Below are 17,325 nucleotides of genomic sequence, written 5' to 3' on the forward strand. Positions count from 1 at the left end.
GAGTGGGCGGTGGAGTTCCGTCATCTCGCCGGATTCGTCGCGGTGGCCGAGGAGCTGCATTTCGGCCGGGCCGCGGAGCGCCTGCACATGGCGCAGCCGCCGCTCAGCCAGCAGATCCGCGCGCTGGAGAAGGAACTCGGGGTGCAACTGTTCGAACGGAATACGCGTTCGGTGCGGCTCACCGCCGCCGGGGACGCGTTCCTGCCGCATGCCCGCCGCGTGCTGGACGAGGTGCAGCTGGCTCGCCGCGCGGCGGTCGCCGGGGGACAGGGCGAGATCGGCCGCGTCGGTATCGGATTCGCCGGGGCCAGCAGTCACGAGGCCATCCCGATGCTCACCCGGGCCGTGCGCGCGGCCCATCCCGGAATCGAGATACGGCTGCGCGGGCAGACCTATGCCGGCGCGGCGCTGAATCTGGTGGCCGATCGCGAACTCGACATCGGCTTCGTGCGGCTGCCGGTGCGCCGCGAAGGGGTGGCCGTCCGCGTGATCCGCTACGAACGGCTGGTGGCGGCGCTGCCCGCGGACCACCGGCTGGCGGGCGAACCGGAGATCGATATGGCCGACCTCGCCGAGGAGCCGTTCGTGACATTCCCCGGCACCGAGGGCTCCAGCGTCCGCGACCATCTCGTGCGCACCGCGCTGAACGCCGGGTTCACGCCGCACATCGTGCAGGAGGCGCCGGATTCGTACACGATTCTCGACCTGGTCGCGGCGGGCGTGGGCGTCACGGTGACGGTGTCGTCGGTGCAGCACATCCGCCGTTCGGGCATGGTCTACAAGGCGCTGCGCGGAGACGTTCCGGAGATCGCGTCGGCGCTGGCGTGGCGCGAGGACAACACGTCGCGGGCGCTTGCCGCGGTGTTGCGAGTGGCCGAGCAGGTCCTGCCCACGCCGCCGCCGGGCTCGTGCGTGGATTGAGATGGTTCGCGTCTTACTGCCGGTGAAACTCAGTATTGGACGGAATAACCGGGGGCCTGCCAGTCTCGTCGGGTAGCTGGACGCGTGTGATCCAGCGCATAGTTGCCCGGAGGTCCCCATGAGCATTACCGACACCACACCGCCGCCCGGCGGCGCCGCCATGGCGCGGCGGGCGGGATTCGCGTCGTTCATCGGGACCTCGATCGAGTGGTACGACTTCTACGCCTACAGCACGGCCGCCGCGCTGGTGCTCGGGAAGGTGTTCTTCCCGTCCTCGTCGCCCGCGGCCGGGACCTTGGCAGCGTTCGCGACCTTCTGGGTCGGCTTCCTCGCGCGGCCGCTGGGCGGGGTGGTGTTCGGGCACATGGGAGATCGCATCGGGCGCAAGAAGACCCTGATCGTCACCCTCATGGTGATGGGCGCCGGGACTGCCGCCGTCGGGTTGCTGCCGACCTACGGCCAGGTGGGGCTGCTGGCTCCCGCGCTGCTGGTGCTGCTGCGGATGATCCAGGGCGTGGCCATGGGCGGCGAGTGGGGCGGCGCGGTCGTCCTCGCCTCCGAGCACGCGCCGCGCGGTAAGGCGATTCTGTACGGCGCCTTCGCGCAACAGGGTTCGCCGATGGGCAACCTGCTGGCGACCGGCATGTTCCTGCTCGTCTCGCGGCTGCCCGACGCGCAGTTCCTGTCCTGGGGGTGGCGCATCCCGTTCCTGCTGTCGGCCGTGCTGGTCGTCGTGGGCCTGTTCATCCGGCTCGGCGTCGAGGAATCGCCGGCGATGAAGCAACTGGTGGCGACCCGGACGGTGGTCAAACTGCCGATCCGCGAGGTGCTGCGGACGCACAAGACGATGGTGCTGCTGGGCATGGGCGCCTGCACGATCGGCGTCTCCGCGACCTACTTCAAGGGCACCTTCGCGCTGTCGTGGGCGGTGAAGGACCTCGGCTTCGATCGCACCAGCTTCCTGTCCATCGTCACCATCGCCCTGGTCGTCCAGCTCATCGTGCAGCCGCTGGGCGCGGTCCTCGCCTCGCGCATCGATCTGCGGCGGGCCGTGCTGTGGATGCTGATCCCCGAACTGGCGGCCATGCCGCTGATGTTCCTGCTCATCGGGACCAAGAGCTACGCGCTGTCCGCGGTCGGCATGGCCGTCGCCACCATCCCGCACTCGATGTACTACGCCGCGCTCGCGGGCATCCTCGCGCAGTCCTTCCCCGCCAACGTCCGCTACACCGCCATCTCCCTGTGCTACCAGCTCTCCAGCATGCTCTTCGCCGGCACCGCCCCCATGATCGGCCAATTCCTCCTCGCCGCAACGGGTTCCATCCTCGCCGTCATCGCCTTGGCCGTGGCGCACGTCCTGCTCACCATGGTGTGCGGGTTGATGCTGCTCAGTCGTGCGGGTTGGGAGCCTGCGGGGGAACGGGTTTCGCAGAACAACCAAGCCCCCGCCGCCGTGGTCCCTTGAGGGGCTAGTGGAGGTCGGCGATGCGGCGGTGGTAGTGGGCGCGGGCCTCGGGGTCGGGTTGGGTGAAGGCCTTGGTCATGCCGCTGAGGTCCGAGGTGATGCGGCGGATGCGGTAGGGGAGTAGGGAACTCGCGCGGATTACCGGGGCCAGGGCGCGGGGGACGGTGATGAGGGGGCGGTTGCGGCCGAGGGCGGCTACTACCGCGGTGGCGACGTCCTCGGGTTCGATGGTGGTGGCCTTCAGGGCCCAGGCGGGCATATTCGCGCCGGCCGACAGTTCCGTGCGGACGTTGCCGGGGAGGACCGCGGTCACCTGGATGCCGGTGCCGGCCAGTTCCAGGTGTACGGCCTCGGTGAAGCCGATGACCGCGTGCTTGCTCGCACAGTAGGTAGCCAGGCCGGGCATGCCCGCGGTCCCGGCCAGCGAGGCGATATTGATCAGGTGCCCGCGGCCGCGCGGTTGGAAGCGCCGCAGCGCGAGCCGGGTGCCCGTCATGACCCCGCGCACATTGATGTCGAGGATGCGCTCGGTCATCGCCGGGTCCTCGTCGGCGAACAGGCCCGAGGGCATGATGCCCGCGTTGTTCACCAGGATGTCGAACTCGCCGAACTCCTGCTCGACGGCCTCGAGGAAGGCCGCGAACGACGCCGGATCGGTCACGTCCACCGGCAGCCCGACGACGCCGTCTCCCAGCTCCGCGGCGGTCCGCGCGACCAGATCGCCGTCGATATCGCCGAGAGCGACCCGCGCTCCCGCCGCCAGGAACGCCCGCGCGGTCGCCCGCCCGATCCCGCGCGCCCCGCCCGTCACGACCGCGACCTGCCCGGTCAGCGATACGGGGTTCCTCCTGGATGCCATGTCCTCGCCCTTTCTCCGGTTGCGCCCGCAGCGTATGCCGAAAACCGGCGATTCTCAATCACTTGATTGAATCACATGATTGAGGCACACTTCGGTCGACGAGAGGAGTTGGCCGATGCCGGCAGGTGGCGATGAGAGCCTGTGCGCCCCTTACGAGATCGAGTTCCCGTTCGAGCGAACGGTCGGGCCGGTTCTCGGAACGTTCCTCGGCGGCCTGCGGGACGCGCGCCTGCTGGGCGCGCGCACCGCGCGGGGCACGGTCGTGTGCCCGCCCGCCGAATTCGATCCGGTGACCGGGCAGGAACTGACCGAACTGGTCGACCTGGATCCCGTCGGGACCGTCGAATCGTGGACCTGGGTCCCGCACCGGCCGGGTGACCCGGTCGACCACGACTTCGCGTGGGCCCTGGTCCGCATCGACGGGGCCGAGGGCGCCTTCTTCCACGCCCTGGACACCGGCGGCGACCCGGCGGTCCCGCACCGCGGGCTGCGGGTGCGGGCACGGTGGTCGGCCGAGCGCCGCGGCGAGATGCGTGACCTCGCCTGTTTCGAACCGGAGGAGGTGTCGTGAATCGTCCACTGCCCGAACCGGTCTGGCTGATGCCGACCCCGCTGCGCATGGAGTACACCTTCGTCGCGGGAGCTGGCCGGTCCACCTTCCTGCGCGGCCTGGCCGAGCGCCGGTTGCTGACGCGCACCTGCCCGTCGTGCTCGCACGTCTACCTGCCCGCGCCGGAGTTCTGCGCGCGCTGCCTGGTCGAACTCGAGCAGCCCGCCGAACTGGACGGCCGCGGCACGGTGTCGACGTTCTGCGTGGTCAGCTTCCCGTTCCCGGGCCAGACCATCGATCCGCCGTACGTGGTCGCCTATATCCAGCCGCACGGCGCGGACACCCGGCTGATGCACCTGATCCGCGAGATCGATATCGCCGACGTGCGCATCGGGATGGAGGTCGAGCCGGTGTGGGCCGACGGCGATCTCGAACCGTCCTGGATGAGCATTCGCCACTTCCGGCCCGTCACGGAGGTCACTCATGCGTGAGGTCGCCGTCGTCGCCGGCGCCCAGTCGCCGTGCCTGGCCGCCAACCGCCGCGACGATATGGCCGGGATCCTGTTGCCCGTCATCCGCGAGGCACTGGCGGGCATCGAATTGGACCGGGACCGTGTGGATTTCGTGGTCTCCGGCAGCCACGACTTCCACGAGGGCCGCACCTTCGCCTACATCGATTCGCTCGATGCCGTCGGCGCGTGGCCCCCGATCTCGGAGTCGCACGTGGAGATGGACGCGGCCTGGGCCTTCTACGAGGCGTGGGCGTGGCTGCAACTGGGGCACGGCGATATCGCGCTGGTCTACGGGATCGGGCGCGGTTCGCTGCCGCGGGATCTGGACCAGGTCGTCCCGACGCAGCTGGACCCGTACCTGCTCACGCCCCTGCGGCCGCATCAGGACGCGATCGGCGCGCTCCAGGCGTGTGCCCTGGTGGAGGCCGGGATCACGACCGAGCGGGAGATGGCGGGCATCGTCGCGCGCAGCCTCGCCGACGCCGGATCGAACCCCTACGCACAGGTCAGCGGGGAATTCCGGCCCGATGCGCTGCTGGCGTCTCCGTATGTGGCGTCGCCGCTGCGGAGACACGATGTGGCCCCGGTCGGCGACGCGGCCGCGGTGGTCGTGCTCGCCGCGGGCGATGCGGCGCGGTCGCTGTGCGAGCGCCCGGCGTGGGTGCGCGGCATCGACCACCGGATGGACTCGCACTATCCGGGCGCGCGGGATCTGACCCACGCGCCCTCGGCCCGCAAGGCCGCCACCGAGGCGGCGAAGACCGCCGGATTCGGCGCGGGCGATGTCGACGTCGCCGAACTGCACATCGAGTACTCGGCGCAGGAACCGCTGCTGGTGCGCGAACTCGGACTCTGCGCGGGGGCCGCGGTCAATCCGTCCGGCGGACCGCTGGCCGGGCGGCCGACCACCGCGACCGGACTGCTGCGAATCAGCGAGGCCGCCAAGGCCGTTCGCGAGGGCGGGGCCGCGCGGGCTCTGGCGCACGCCACGAACGGTCAAGCGCTGCAACAGAATCTGGTCTGCCTGCTGGAAGGGGACGACCGTGGGTGAACCCATCGCCGTGATCGGCATCGGTCAGGGCAAACAGGCCAAACGCCGGGACACGACCATCGGCGCGCTGGTGCGCGAGGCCGTCGCGGCCGCCATGGCCGATGCCGAACTGGAACTCGGGGACGTCGACGCGGTCGTGCTGTCCAAGACCCCGGACCTGTTCGACGGCGTCATGAATCCGGAGCTGTATCTCGCCGACGCGCTGGGCGCGCGCGGCCTGCCGGTGACGCGGGTGTTCACCGGCGGCAGCGTCGGCGGGCACGCCGCCATCTACGGCGCTCACCTGATCCAGGCCGGGCTGGCGCGGCGGGTGCTCGTCGCGGCGTATTCCAAAGAGTCCGAAGGGAATTTCACCTGGGCGCTGTCGCGCGGGCTGCCGTTCAGCGCGCAACTCGGCGCGGGCGCGGGCGGGCATTTCGCGCCGGTCATCCGCGAGTACATCCGCCGGTCCGAGGCGCCCGAACACATCGGCTGGCAGGTCGCGGTGAACCACCGGCTCAACGCGCTGCGCAATCCCTATGCGCACGTGCGCATGCCGGACATCACGGTCGACAAGGTTCGCGAGTCGAAGATGCTGTGGGATCCGATCCGCTATCTCGAATCGTGCCCGTCCTCCGACGGCGCGGCGGCCATCGTGCTGACCGGGGCCGACGACGTCGGTAGCCCGGCCCGGCCGCCCGCGTGGATCCACGGCATGTCATGGCGTACGGAGACAGGGCATTTCGCGGGCCGTGACGAGGTGAACCCGCGCGCGGGGGCCGAATGCGCGGCCGATGCCTACCGGCAGGCGGGCATCACCGATCCTGCCACCGAGATCGATGTCGCCGAGCTGTACATCCCCTACAGCTGGTACGAGCCGATGTGGATGGAGAATATCGGTCTCGCGCCGCTGCACGAGGGGTGGAAGCGGGTGGAGGAGGGCGCGACCCGGTTCGAGGGCGCGCTGCCGATCAATCCGTCCGGTGGTGTGCTCTCGGGCAATCCGACCGGGGCCACCGGACTGGTCCGGTTCCTCGAAGCGGCCCTCCAGGTGCGCGGACTGGCTGGGGAACACCAGGTCGACGGGGCGCGCCGCGCGGTCGGGCACGCCATGGGCGGCGCCTCGCAGTTCCACGCGCTCTGGGTCGTGGGTGGCGAGAGGCCGAATACATGAGCGCCCCAGGCGAATCCGAGCCGATCCTGGTCGAGCGCGTCGGCGCGGTCGCGGTGGTGACCATGAACCGCCCGCACCGCCGCAATGCCCTGAATCTCAAGATGATCGGTCTGCTGGCCGGCGCCTGGGACGATATCGACGCCGACGACGGCATCCGGGCCGCGATCCTCACCGGTGCGGGCGAAAGCTACTGCGTCGGTGGCGATCTGGGCGACGGCTGGATGACGAACGGCCGCGAGCGGGCGAACTTCGATCCCGCCGCACTCGGGCGCGGCCTGCTGCTGACCCGGTCGCTGGGCAAGCCGCTGATCGCCGCGGTGAACGGCGCGTGCCTGGGCGGTGGCCTGGAGATGTTGCAGCAGACCGATATTCGCGTCGCCGACGAGCACGCCACCTTCGGGCTGCCGGAGGTGCAGCGCGGGCTCATTCCCGGGGCCGGGTCCACGGTGCGGCTCAAGCGGCAGATCCCCTACACCAAGGCCGTGGAGATGATCCTCACCGGCGATCCGCTCACTGCCCGGGAGGCATACGAATTCGGGCTCGTCGGGCACGTCGTCCCGGCGGGCACCGCGCTGGCGAAGGCCCACGAGATCGCGGACCGAGTCGCCCGCAATTCCCCGCTCGCCGTGCGGAATGCGAAGGCCGCGCTGCTCGCCAGTGGCTGGCTGCCCGACGAGGACGCCCGCGCCGTCGAATCCCGGTTCGTCCGCGAGGTGATCACCTCCGAGGACGCGCGGGAGGGCCGAAAGGCGTTCGTGGACAAGCGGGAACCGAGATTCACCGGCCGCTGACGCGGCCGCACCCGCGGCGGGTAACGAGAGTGGAACACACGAGGATGGAGAACAGGATGCGACGGGTATTCGTCGTCGGGGTCGCGATGACGCCGTTCGTCAAGATCGGTTCGCGGGAGTGGACCTATCCGCAGATGGTCGGCGAGGCCGTGCGCGGCGCGCTGACGGATGCGGGCATCACCTACGACCGGATCCAGCGCGCCGCGGTCGGGTACGTCTTCCAGCCCTCGGCGGCCGGGCAGCGCGCGCTGTACGACGTGGGCCTGTCCGGGATCCCGATCGTCAATGTCAACAACAACTGCGCCACCGGATCCACCGCGCTGATGCTCGCCCGGGAATGGGTCAGCGGCGGCCTGGCCGAGGTGACGCTGGCCGTCGGCTTCGAGCAGATGACGAAGGAGGCGATGGCGGGCCCGGCCACCCGGCCCGCCGCCACCACCGTCGACGCCCACCTGGCCGTCATGGCCGGGCAGTACGAGTTCTCCCAGGCCCCGATGACCACCCAGTTCTTCGGCAACGCCGCCGTCGAGCACATGAAGCGCTACGGCACCACGCCCGAGCAGCTGGCGCGGGTGGCGGTCAAGAATCACGAGCATTCGACGCGAAACCCGTTGGCGCAGTTCCAGAATGCCTACACCCTCGAGGACGTGCTCGGCGACCGGCCGGTGCACGGCCCGCTGACCCGCTCGCAGTGCTCGCCGATGTCCGACGGCGCGGGCGCGGCCGTGCTGGCGAGCGAGGAGTTCGTCCGCGAGCACGGGCTGGAATCGCAGGCCGTGGAGATCCTGGCGCAGGAACTGGTCACCGATGACGCCTCGGCGTTCGACACCGGATCCCTGATCGATGTCGTCGGCGCGCCGATGACCCGCGCCGGCGCTCGTCGTGCGCTCGAGACCGCGGGGATCGGCATCGGGGATGTCGACGTGATCGAGCTGCACGACTGCTTCTCGATCAACGAACTGATCACCTACGAGGCGCTGGGACTGTGCGGCGAGGGCGAATCCGGCGCGCTGATCGACTCCGGGGCCACCACCTACGGCGGCGACTGGGTGGTCAACCCGTCCGGCGGGCTGATCTCTAAGGGACACCCGCTGGGAGCCACCGGCCTGGCCCAGGCGACCGAGCTGTCGTGGCAGCTCCGGGGGCTGGCGGGCGACCGCCAGGTGCCCGGCGCCCGCACCGCCCTTGCGCACAACCTGGGGCTCGGAGGAGCCTGCATGATCACGGTCTACGCCGCACCGGCCGCCTGAGAACGGAGAGACAATGCCCGATACATCGGTGAACGCGATTGATCCCGCGCAGCGGCTGCGGCTGCCCACGCACAACGGCCACTCCCTGCTGGCCGGGCTGCGGCGGCACCGGCGCGATCCGGTCATGACGCTCGGCGACACGGTGCTGACCGGCGCCGACGTCATCGACGCCATCAGCCGCTACGCCGCCGCGTTCGAGGCCAACGGCGTGACCACCGGCACGCCCAGCGCGCTGCTCGCCCTCAACCGGCCCGAAGTGCTGTTCATCCTGGGCGCGGGGCAGATTCGCGGCCACCGCCGCACCGCCCTGCACCCGATCGGTGGCTTGGACGACCACGCGCACGTCCTCATCGACGCCGGGATAACCAGCCTGGTGATCGACCCGCTGCCCCAGTTCGTGCAGCGGGCACGGGATTTGGTGGACCGGGTGCCGGAGCTGACCCGCGTCCTGGTGCTGGGTCCGGTTCCGGAAGAACTCGCCGACGTCGGCATCGACTTGATCGCCGCCGCGGCCGAATTCGAGCCGCGGCCTATCGAAGCCGTCGACGTGCCAACGGATTTCGTGGTTTCGATCAGCTATACCGGCGGCACCACCGGAAAGCCCAAGGGCGTCATCGGCACCGCGGGCGGCATGGCGACCATGACCCAGATCCAGCTGTCGGAGTGGGAATGGCCCAAGCGGCCGAAATTCCTGATCTGCACACCGCTCTCGCATGCCGGCGCGGCGTTCTTCCTGCCGGTCGTGCTGCTCGGCGGACAGTGCGTGGTGCTGCCGCGCTTCGACGCCGGGGAGGTGTTGCGCGCCATCGAGGAGCACAAGATCAGCGCGACCATGCTGGTGCCGTCGATGCTGTACGCGCTGCTGGACCACCCCGATATCGACAGCCGCGATCTGTCGTCGCTGGAGACCGTCTACTACGGTGCCTCCGCGATCGACCCCGGCCGCCTCACCCAGGCCATCGAGCGGTTCGGGCCCATCTTCGCCCAGTACTTCGGGCAGTCCGAGGCGCCCATGGCCATCAGCTATCTCGCCAAGGACGAGCACGATCCCGAGCGCCTCACCTCGTGCGGGCGTCCGTCGGCCGCGTTGCGCACGGCGCTGATCGGCACGGACGGGCAGGCCGTTGCGGCCGGGGAGGTCGGCGAGATCTGCGTCTCGGGTTCGCTGCTCGCGGGCGGCTACCTCAACCTGCCGGAGGTCACCGCCGAGACGTTCCGCGACGGCTGGCTGCACACCGGCGATCTCGCGCGCGAGGATGCCGACGGCTTCTGGCACATCGTCGGCCGCAGTAAGGACATGGTGGTCACCGGCGGCTTCAACGTCTTCCCGCGCGAGGTCGAGGACGTCGTCTTCGAACATCCCCGGGTACTGAACGTCGCCGTCGTCGGCGTCCCCGACCCGCGCTGGGGCGAGGCCGTCACCGCCGTCGTGGTCCTCGACAAGGAGATTGCCGACGACCCCGCCGCGGTCGCCACCGTCACCGACGAGGTGCAGCAGGAAGTCAAGCGCCGCAAGGGTTCCGTCCAGGTCCCCAAGCACGTCATCGTCGTCGACGACCTGCCCCTCACCGGCCTCGGCAAGATCGACAAGAAGGCCGTGCGAGCCCTCGCCGCCGAGCGATTGGGTAGCTGAGCCTTCCGAAGGCGTTGCCGTGGAAAACATTCCACGGCAACGCCTTTGCTGTCACCGGAGGCGGAAGCGGCGCATGGTGCGGAGCATGGCGAGGGTGCTGGTGACGTACTTCTCGTAGGGCTGGTTCGGTGGGGGAGTGAGGACCTGGCGTTTCAGGGTGGCTACGTTGGTGGACTCGGTGAATTTCAGGAGGCCCTGGTCGCCGTTGCGGACGCCGATGCCCGACGCCTTGAAGCCGCCGGAGGGGGCGTTCTTGGTCGCATAGGCAAGCGCCGCACTGTCGTTCACGTTCACGTGCCCGGCCTCGAGGCGGGCGCCGACCGCGCGGGCCGCGCGCAGGTCGCGGCCCCACACGCTGGCGCTGAGGCCGTAGCGGGTGTTGTTGGCCAGGCGCACGGCCTCGTCCACCGACGCGAACGGGTACAGCGCCACCACCGGGCCGAAGGTCTCCTCCGCGAACAGATCCATTCGCGGCGTGACGTTTTCGAGCACCGTCGGCTCGTAGAACGTCGGCCCCAGATCCGGCCGCGCCCGGCCGCCGGTGAGCACCCGGGCCCCGCGGGCGCGCGCCTGCTCGACATGCGCGGCCACCCGGTCGCGATGCTCCTCCGACACCAGCCCGCCCATCTCGGCGTCGAAGCCGTATCCGGCCCCGACGCGCATCTCGGCGACCCGCGCGACGAACCGGTCGCGGAACTCCGGATACCGCGAGGCGTGCACGTAGATGCGCTCGACGTGCAGGCACAGCTGGCCGGTGTTGTTGAAGACGCCCGGAATCGCGCTGTCGACGGCCGCGCCGAGATCGGCGTCGGGCAGCACGATCATCGGATTCTTGCCGCCCAGTTCCATACACGACTCGATGAGCCGGCCCGCGGCCTGCGCGGCGACCCGCCGCCCGGTGGCCTCGGACCCGGTGAACATCACGAAGTCCGCCCGATCCACCACCGCGGGACCCACCACCGGGCCGTCGCCGCAGACGATCTGGACCAGGCCCTCGGGAATTCCCGCCTCGCGCAACAACTTCAGGCCGTAGGCCGGGCTGAGCGGGGTCCGGTTGTCGGGTTTGAGCACGATCCCGTTCCCCGCCATGAGGGCCGGGATCGCATCGCAATAGCCGATCGCGAACGGGAAGTTCCACGGCGCGATCACCCCCACCACGCCGCGCGGCTTGCGCACCTCGGTGGACGTGCTGACGAACGGGATCGCGCCCGGATGCCGCACCGGCCGCAGCAACCGGCGCGCGTGCTTCAGATAGTGGCTGGTGGCCATCGGGATATCGCACAGTTCCTCGAACGCCATCCGGCGCGACTTGCCCGTCTCGATCTGGATCAGATCCGCGATCGTCCGGTGGTGCTCGAGTACCAGCCGATGGAATCGCTCGAAGACCGCCAGCCGATCGCGCACCGGCCACCGCGCCCAGTCGGCCTGCGCGGACCGGGTGCGCGCGAAGGCCCTGTCGACATCCGCCTCCGACGACTGCGGCAGCGACGCCACCGGAGTCCCCGTGAAGACCTCGACCACCGGAACCGTATCGCCGGGATCTCCGGTGACGAGCCGGGTCAGTCCGGCGAGATCGTGCACAGGGGCCGCGGGCGTACCCGTGGTACCGGTTCCAGCAGTCATGCGGGCGACTCTATCAGTTGATTAGATCACTTGATAGAGATAGCGGGAGATGCTGGTCCGCGGGTGATTACAATGCGGCAGGTGACGAATGGAACGGGCGAGTCCGAACTCCGCGTGACCGCGGACGAAATGGCGATGCCGACGGATCGCCGCCTGGTGCTGGCCGCGGAGCGCCTGTTCGCCGAGCGCGGGGTCGACGCGGTATCGCTGCGGGCGGTGATGGCGGCCGCCGGGACCAACGTCGCCTCGGTGCACTACCACTTCGGGTCCAAGGACGCGCTGATCGAGGCGCTCATTCGGCAGCGCAGCGATGCCGTGGCCACCCGGCGCACGGCGCTGCTCGACGAGATGGAGAGTTCCGGCGAGGTCGGCGCGCGGGGGCTCGCGGAGGCGTTCGTGGTGCCGGTGTGGGAGATGGCCGTCGGCGAGGGCGCGGCCTGGGTGAAGTTCATCGCCGGCATTCTCGGCAGCGGCCATCAGGCGCTGACCACCGTCGCCGACGGCTTCATCGATCAGGCCGTGCGCTTCACCGCGTTGCTGGAACGCCGCTATCCCGAACTGCCGCGCCACGCCGTGCGTTTCCGGCTCGCGCAGGCCATGACCCTCACCTTCCAGGTCCTTGGCGACGTCCATCAGACCCAGAATCTGCTCGCGATCTCGGGCGTCCGGCTCACCCCCGATCAGGTGATGAGCGAACTCATCGACGTGGTCACTGCGATCCTCGCGGGGCCGCCCGAGTAGTGTGCCCGAAACCGCAAGCCGGAGAGCAAGATCGAGATTCCGCCGCGCCGTCGGCGGGCGGTATCCTTGCTGATTGTGTCGTTCCGCACGCGGGCGGTGGCAGGGGCGGGGATCGTCGCCGTGGCTGCCGCGTATTTCGGGGCCGCCCAGGTCGGTTTGCGGCTCGCCCTCGTCGGCGAGCAGGTCACCCCGATCTGGCCGCCGACCGGTATCGCCCTCGCCTGCCTGCTCGTCTTCGGGGTGCGCACCTGGCCCGGTATCGCGCTGGGCGCGTTCGTCACCAACGTCGCCCTCGGCCCGTCGCTCCTCGCGGTCGTGGCCATCACGCTCGGGAACACCGCGGCGCCGGTGTGTGCGTATCTTCTGTTGCGGCGGGCGGGTTTTCGCAATCGGTTCGATCGGCTCGGCGACGCGCTGGCGCTGGTATTCCTCGGCGCGCTGGGCGGGATGCTGATCAGCGCCACGGCCGGGAGCCTGGCGCTGGCGGTGTTCGCGGACGGGTCGCGGAATTTCTGGGGGACGTGGTCGGTGTGGTGGACCGGTGACGCCATGGGCGTCCTCACGTTCACGCCACTGCTACTCATGGCCGACTCCGTGCGAGTCCCGAAGGCGCTCAACCCTTTCCGCGTCGCCGAAGGCACGGTCGTGCTGGTGGGGACGGCCGCCGTCGCGGTGGTCGGCGCCTACAGCTCCGCGCCGCTGCTGTTCCTGGTCTTCCCGTTCCTCATCTGGTCCGCGCTGCGTTTCCAGCTGGCCGGGGCGATGCCGTGCGCGCTGATCGCGTCGATCGTCGCCACCGTCGCGGCGTCGCGCGATCTGCCGGTGTACGCCGGCCTGGACCTCACCGCGAAGATGATCCACCTGCAACTGTTCAACGCGTCGGTCACGCTCACCGCGCTGCTGCACGCCACGGTGATCGTGCAGCGCGACCGCGCCCGCGCGGCCGTCGACGACGCCTGCGCCCAGCTGGCCCAGGCCGTGACCCTGCTCGGCCGCGGCAGCACGCTCGGCGACGGCATCGCCGACGTGGTCGACCGCTTCCAATCCGGTAACCCCGCGGGCACGCGCGAGAACTCGCCGTGACGGCCCGCCGGTCACGGCGCGTAGTACGCTCTGGCCGGCGTCCCATGGCAGAACGGGAGTTCCCGATGTCCGGTAGTGCGCTCTACGACGAATTCGACAAGGCCGCCGACGCGGTCGCCGACCAGGTCGTGCGGTGGCGGCGTCACCTGCATCAGCATCCGGAGCTGTCCAACCGTGAGGTGAATACCGCCCGGCTGATCGCCGACCACCTGCGATCGCTCGGGCTGGACGAGGTCCGTACCGGTATCGCCGGGCACGGTGTCGTGGGTGTGCTGCGGTGCGGCCCCGGCGACCGGGTGATCGCGTTGCGGGCCGATATCGACGCGCTGCCCGTGCCCGACGAATGCGGCGTGCCGTTCGCCTCGCACGTGGTGGACGAGACGTATCCGGGTGGCCCGTTCTCGGTCTCGCACGCTTGCGGGCACGACTGTCACACCGCGATGCTCCTGGGTGCGGCGACCGTGCTCGCTGGCGCGCGGGAGAAGCTCTCCGGCACAGTGCTTTTCGTCTTCCAGCCCGCCGAGGAGGGGCCGCCGGTCGACGAGCCGGGCGGCGCGAGCGCGATGATCGCGGCGGGCGCGTGCGACGATCCGCGGCCGACCATGGCCTTCGGATTCCATGTCACGCCCTATCCGAAGGGCGTCATCGGTTACCGGGTCGGCAATCAGTTCGGGGCCTCGTGCCTGGTGAAGATCGTGATCGACGGGCAGCAGGTGCACGGGTCGACGCCGTGGATGGGTATCGATCCGATGCCGGCGGCCGGGGCGATCCTCACCGGAATAGGCCAGCTGTACCGGCAGGTCGACGCGTTCGATCCGGTCACCGTCAGCATCGGGCACGTCGAGGACGTCGGCCGGTTCAACATCATCGGCCGCCGGGTGACGCTGTGGGGCACCATCCGCTGCGCCGTCGAATCCGATATGGGCGAGGTGCAGACGCGACTGCGGACCCTGGCCACTCACACCGCGCAGGCCCACAACTGTTCGGGCACCGTGGATTTCCTCCAGGACGTGCCCGCCGTGCACAACGCCGCCGAGTGGGTCGAGGCCGCGCTGCCGACGTTCCGGCGCGTCGCCGGGGACGATGTGGTGCAGACGGCCGCGACGCTGGGCTACGACGACGTCTCCGAATTCGTCAACAGGTACGGCGGCCTCTACGTCACCCTCGGGGTGCAGGACGCCGAATTCGACGAGGCAGGCAGGCCACGGCCCGCTCCCGGCGGCCGCGGAATGGCGTTCAACCACAACCCGCACTTCTACGCCGACGACGACACCCTGGTCACCGGGGTGCGGTTACACGCCTACGTGGCCTACGACCATCTGAGCGGGACGCTGCTGCCGCGCTAGCAGGCCCCGACGGCAGGTCGCCGGGCAGTTGCATTGGGGCGCAGTCAGATTGACTGTACGGTCATGTCCAGACCGATCCCTCTTTGTATTCCAGCTCGAGCTTCCGAATGGCATTCTGATGTGCCTCGTCGGACTGAAGACAAAAGCGATCATCTGGCCGGGCCGCTCACCTGGCGAAACCAGCGCGCCAGCGAACGCCTCGCCATCAGAAACTCGTTCGACAATATATGCGGGCGGCGTCTCACCGAGTTCCCATCGCAGGAACCCGGTGATCGTAACCGTATCTATGCGGCAGATGGCATCACCTTGCGGAAGTAGACCTCGTCGGCGGCAACATCAAGCGTGTGCGTGTGCGGCCATTGCGGTCCGCAGCGTGTAGGTCCGTTTGCAGTGTCCGACGATGTCAGGGGAAATGTCCGCAGCACGGTGCCAGTCATCTCCAACAGCGGGAATTGCTCTTGAAGCGGTCGTGTCCACTCTTTCAGCTGGTACAGGTCGACGCCGTGCCGTGCAGCCTTCTTCTGTGCCGTCGCCGAGAAACCGGAAGTCGAAACGATCGCACGGTGCGTAATCGTCGGCATATCGTTCACCTTCAGGCAGAGGCTTTCTACCTTGGCCACATCCAAGGCGGGACCCTCATGCTTCACCTCATAGGCCATGAATGCGTCGGTCACAGAGCCGGATTCGCTGATTGTGACTGTCACATCGACGTCCCGCGTTGACTCGGCTGCTTCGTCTTCCACCATCTCACCAATGGTGATCTTGACCGCCTCAGGGGTCCGTCGCAGGCAGCACAATGCGGTCAAGTACTGCACGAGCATGGGAGTGAGCGGCACCTTCGACATCCGGTTCTCCTGACTTCGGTGATCGTGCAGTCTGCTCGGACATACAGGACGGGAGTAGGGGTGACGCGGTTGTCCGGTATGTGTCCGGTGTACGGCCCGGCTGTCGCGGCGGTGGGCCGAGGTGGGCGGGCATGTCCCGTCTTTTCGCCAGGGGTTGCCAGCAAACCTGAGTGGTTGCGTCGCCCGTGCCCGCGATCTTCGGGGGCGCGTGACGGCGTGACCGCCGATACACTGGCGGTTGCTCGAAAGATGCCGAACGCAATCGTGCAAACCGGAGTCTGGTGGGTGTGACGCAATGGCCGATGTTCAGCGCGTGGTCCATGTGCAGATGCGGTTCCCCCAGGGTGGGGTCGTGCTCAACTATCGTGCCGCGCCGACGATCGCGGCGCGGCTGGCGACCGAGCTGACCCGCCACGGCGTCGATGTCCAGATCGACGACCAGGTCACCGAGGCGCTGGCCGATCTGCCGAACGCGGATCTGTGGACCCAGTGAGGCGTCTACCCCTCGATCGGCGGCTCGATCACCGGGACGTCCAGCCGGGCCGCGTACTGCCGGTTGAGGTCCCGCCAGCCGTGGTCGAGCGCGGCGGCGCCGACGATGGGGCCGACAGGGCTGCCGGCGAGTAGCTCGGCGGCGACGTCGAGGCAGATGTGCCAGCCCGCCGCCACCATGGCGGCCTGCTCGCGCTCGGGTAGCCGGTGGGTCAGCCGCAGCAGGGTGCCGCCCTCGTGGGCGCTCAGTTCCCAGCGCAGCAGGTCTGTGCCCCAAGTGAATTCGAGCAACGACGGCCGGTCGGCCGTGACGACCTCGCCGGGCAGTTCCTGTCGCTCGTCCCCGTCGATCATGACGAGGACGACCGGGCCGGGCGCGGCCAGCGAGCGGTCGGCGGTGTAGGGCGCCCATTCGCGCAACTCGTCCGGTTCGGTGAGGGCGGACCAGACCGCCTCGCGGTCCTGAGGGAAGGCGCGAGTGAAGACGAGCGACCAGGCGCCGTTGTCGTCGACGAGTTCGGCCCCCTGCAACGCGGTCGGGGTGTAGCGGTCCGTGGTCATGAGGTCGGGTCCTTCCGGTCGAGGTGACGGCCCAGGGCGTCGAGGTGCCGGTTCCACAGCCGCAGGTAGGGCGCGAGCCAGCGGTCGAGATCCTCGAAGGGGCCGGGGGCGAGGCGATAGATCCGCTTCTGTGCCGCCACCTCGCAGGTGACGAAGCCCGCGTCGCGCAGCACCTTCAGATGCTTGGACACCGTCGGCTGCGATACCCGCAGGCGGACGGCCAGGTCGCCGACGGTGGCGTCGCCGGCGCGCAGCTGGTCGAGAATCCTGCGGCGCTGCGGCTCGGCCACCACGGAGAACGGATCTGTTGCCACGGGAGCTAATATACTTCTTCACGTATATACCGCACAAGGCATATATTCAGTTGAATCCCTAGCCGCACTCGTTTTCGCACATCGAATTGGAACAGGTTATAGATTGGGGACGTACCGTCCGAACCGAAGTGTGAA

The 17,325-nt window shown here is 69.3% G+C and carries 18 protein-coding genes; 13 read left to right on the top strand and 5 right to left on the bottom strand.

Going from position 1 to position 17,325, the window contains the following annotated elements:
- Positions 1-9 precede the first annotated feature (9 nt).
- Positions 10-921, top strand: coding sequence for a LysR substrate-binding domain-containing protein (locus ON41_RS10850; protein WP_040747393.1), 912 nt, complete (start codon positions 10-12; stop codon positions 919-921).
- Positions 922-1,039: 118 nt separating this feature from the next.
- Positions 1,040-2,386 (top strand): MFS transporter, encoded by a 1,347-nt coding sequence (locus tag ON41_RS10855; protein ID WP_083905266.1) that lies wholly within the window; start codon positions 1,040-1,042, stop codon positions 2,384-2,386.
- 4 nt (positions 2,387-2,390) lie between these two features.
- Here the strand turns inward: ON41_RS10855 and ON41_RS10860 are convergent, their stop codons facing one another.
- A complete protein-coding gene (locus ON41_RS10860; RefSeq protein ID WP_040747396.1) occupies positions 2,391-3,245 on the bottom strand; it encodes an SDR family oxidoreductase in 855 nt (284 codons plus the stop codon).
- Positions 3,246-3,360: 115 nt separating this feature from the next.
- Between ON41_RS10860 and ON41_RS10865 the strand changes: the two genes are divergently transcribed.
- Genes ON41_RS10865 through fadD8 form a run of 7 tightly spaced genes read left to right on the top strand, consistent with a single transcriptional unit; the run spans position 3,361 to position 10,185 of the window.
- Positions 3,361-3,816, top strand: a complete 456-nt coding sequence (locus tag ON41_RS10865; protein WP_040747398.1) for a Zn-ribbon domain-containing OB-fold protein — start codon at positions 3,361-3,363, stop codon at positions 3,814-3,816.
- 29 nt (positions 3,817-3,845) lie between these two features.
- Positions 3,846-4,286: a Zn-ribbon domain-containing OB-fold protein gene (locus ON41_RS10870; RefSeq protein WP_040747508.1), complete on the top strand. Its 441-nt coding sequence runs from the start codon at positions 3,846-3,848 to the stop codon at positions 4,284-4,286.
- On the top strand, positions 4,279-5,358 hold the full coding sequence (locus ON41_RS10875; protein ID WP_040747400.1) for a thiolase family protein: 1,080 nt from the start codon (positions 4,279-4,281) through the stop codon (positions 5,356-5,358). The genes ON41_RS10870 and ON41_RS10875 overlap by 8 nt, the downstream gene beginning before the upstream one ends.
- Positions 5,351-6,511, top strand: coding sequence for a thiolase family protein (locus ON41_RS10880; protein WP_040747402.1), 1,161 nt, complete (start codon positions 5,351-5,353; stop codon positions 6,509-6,511). The genes ON41_RS10875 and ON41_RS10880 overlap by 8 nt, the downstream gene beginning before the upstream one ends.
- Positions 6,508-7,302: an enoyl-CoA hydratase-related protein gene (locus ON41_RS10885; RefSeq protein WP_040747404.1), complete on the top strand. Its 795-nt coding sequence runs from the start codon at positions 6,508-6,510 to the stop codon at positions 7,300-7,302. The genes ON41_RS10880 and ON41_RS10885 overlap by 4 nt, the downstream gene beginning before the upstream one ends.
- Before the next feature lie 56 nt (positions 7,303-7,358).
- On the top strand, positions 7,359-8,552 hold the full coding sequence (locus tag ON41_RS10890; RefSeq protein WP_040747509.1) for a thiolase C-terminal domain-containing protein: 1,194 nt from the start codon (positions 7,359-7,361) through the stop codon (positions 8,550-8,552).
- A gap of 13 nt (positions 8,553-8,565) precedes the next feature.
- The gene (gene fadD8, locus ON41_RS10895; RefSeq protein ID WP_051161223.1) at positions 8,566-10,185 is read left to right on the top strand and encodes a fatty-acid--CoA ligase FadD8; all 1,620 of its coding nucleotides are present in this window, start codon (positions 8,566-8,568) and stop codon (positions 10,183-10,185) included.
- A gap of 51 nt (positions 10,186-10,236) precedes the next feature.
- Here fadD8 and ON41_RS10900 read toward each other — a convergent pair whose 3' ends face one another.
- Positions 10,237-11,808: a succinic semialdehyde dehydrogenase gene (locus ON41_RS10900; RefSeq protein ID WP_040747406.1), complete on the bottom strand. Its 1,572-nt coding sequence runs from the start codon at positions 11,806-11,808 to the stop codon at positions 10,237-10,239.
- A gap of 72 nt (positions 11,809-11,880) precedes the next feature.
- Between ON41_RS10900 and ON41_RS10905 the strand changes: the two genes are divergently transcribed.
- The 3 genes from ON41_RS10905 (at position 11,881) to ON41_RS10915 (ending at position 14,978) form a co-directional block, all read left to right on the top strand.
- Positions 11,881-12,549, top strand: a complete 669-nt coding sequence (locus ON41_RS10905; RefSeq protein WP_051161224.1) for a TetR/AcrR family transcriptional regulator — start codon at positions 11,881-11,883, stop codon at positions 12,547-12,549.
- A 75-nt stretch (positions 12,550-12,624) separates the two neighbouring features.
- A complete protein-coding gene (locus ON41_RS10910) occupies positions 12,625-13,632 on the top strand; it encodes an MASE1 domain-containing protein (RefSeq protein WP_218003417.1) in 1,008 nt (335 codons plus the stop codon).
- A 44-nt stretch (positions 13,633-13,676) separates the two neighbouring features.
- Entirely contained in the window at positions 13,677-14,978 is a 1,302-nt protein-coding gene (locus ON41_RS10915) for a M20 metallopeptidase family protein (RefSeq protein ID WP_040747408.1), read from the top strand.
- 284 nt (positions 14,979-15,262) lie between these two features.
- Here the strand turns inward: ON41_RS10915 and ON41_RS10920 are convergent, their stop codons facing one another.
- Positions 15,263-15,823, bottom strand: a complete 561-nt coding sequence (locus tag ON41_RS10920) for a restriction endonuclease (RefSeq protein WP_051161225.1) — start codon at positions 15,821-15,823, stop codon at positions 15,263-15,265.
- A 295-nt stretch (positions 15,824-16,118) separates the two neighbouring features.
- On the opposite strand from ON41_RS10920, the gene ON41_RS10925 reads away from it, so the two are divergent.
- On the top strand, positions 16,119-16,316 hold the full coding sequence (locus tag ON41_RS10925) for a hypothetical protein (RefSeq protein ID WP_040747410.1): 198 nt from the start codon (positions 16,119-16,121) through the stop codon (positions 16,314-16,316).
- 5 nt (positions 16,317-16,321) lie between these two features.
- On the opposite strand, the gene ON41_RS10930 is transcribed toward ON41_RS10925, so the two are convergent.
- Positions 16,322-16,876: an SRPBCC family protein gene (locus ON41_RS10930; protein ID WP_040747412.1), complete on the bottom strand. Its 555-nt coding sequence runs from the start codon at positions 16,874-16,876 to the stop codon at positions 16,322-16,324.
- Complete coding sequence (locus ON41_RS10935; protein ID WP_040747414.1) at positions 16,873-17,190, bottom strand: ArsR/SmtB family transcription factor; 318 nt, start codon at positions 17,188-17,190, stop codon at positions 16,873-16,875. Before ON41_RS10935 ends, ON41_RS10930 begins: the two co-directional genes overlap by 4 nt.
- Positions 17,191-17,325: the final 135 nt, after the last annotated feature.

The organism is Nocardia transvalensis NBRC 15921 (genome assembly GCF_000308875.1).
GTDB lineage: Bacteria > Actinomycetota > Actinomycetes > Mycobacteriales > Mycobacteriaceae > Nocardia > Nocardia transvalensis.

Excerpts from the sequence above, each read along its gene's own strand:
- ON41_RS10920 (WP_051161225.1), bottom strand. The coding sequence starts at position 15,823 with ATGTCGAAGGTGCCGCTCACTCCCATGCTCGTGCAGTACTTGACCGCA.
- ON41_RS10855 (WP_083905266.1), top strand. The coding sequence starts at position 1,040 with ATGAGCATTACCGACACCACACCGCCGCCCGGCGGCGCCGCCATGGCG.
- ON41_RS10865 (WP_040747398.1), top strand. The coding sequence starts at position 3,361 with ATGCCGGCAGGTGGCGATGAGAGCCTGTGCGCCCCTTACGAGATCGAG.
- ON41_RS10930 (WP_040747412.1), bottom strand. The coding sequence starts at position 16,876 with ATGACCACGGACCGCTACACCCCGACCGCGTTGCAGGGGGCCGAACTC.
- ON41_RS10925 (WP_040747410.1), top strand. The coding sequence starts at position 16,119 with ATGGCCGATGTTCAGCGCGTGGTCCATGTGCAGATGCGGTTCCCCCAG.
- ON41_RS10890 (WP_040747509.1), top strand. The coding sequence starts at position 7,359 with ATGCGACGGGTATTCGTCGTCGGGGTCGCGATGACGCCGTTCGTCAAG.
- fadD8 (WP_051161223.1), top strand. The coding sequence starts at position 8,566 with ATGCCCGATACATCGGTGAACGCGATTGATCCCGCGCAGCGGCTGCGG.
- ON41_RS10875 (WP_040747400.1), top strand. The coding sequence starts at position 4,279 with ATGCGTGAGGTCGCCGTCGTCGCCGGCGCCCAGTCGCCGTGCCTGGCC.
- ON41_RS10860 (WP_040747396.1), bottom strand. The coding sequence starts at position 3,245 with ATGGCATCCAGGAGGAACCCCGTATCGCTGACCGGGCAGGTCGCGGTC.
- ON41_RS10905 (WP_051161224.1), top strand. The coding sequence starts at position 11,881 with ATGCGGCAGGTGACGAATGGAACGGGCGAGTCCGAACTCCGCGTGACC.
- ON41_RS10900 (WP_040747406.1), bottom strand. The coding sequence starts at position 11,808 with ATGACTGCTGGAACCGGTACCACGGGTACGCCCGCGGCCCCTGTGCAC.
- ON41_RS10885 (WP_040747404.1), top strand. The coding sequence starts at position 6,508 with ATGAGCGCCCCAGGCGAATCCGAGCCGATCCTGGTCGAGCGCGTCGGC.
- ON41_RS10915 (WP_040747408.1), top strand. The coding sequence starts at position 13,677 with ATGGCAGAACGGGAGTTCCCGATGTCCGGTAGTGCGCTCTACGACGAA.
- ON41_RS10870 (WP_040747508.1), top strand. The coding sequence starts at position 3,846 with ATGCCGACCCCGCTGCGCATGGAGTACACCTTCGTCGCGGGAGCTGGC.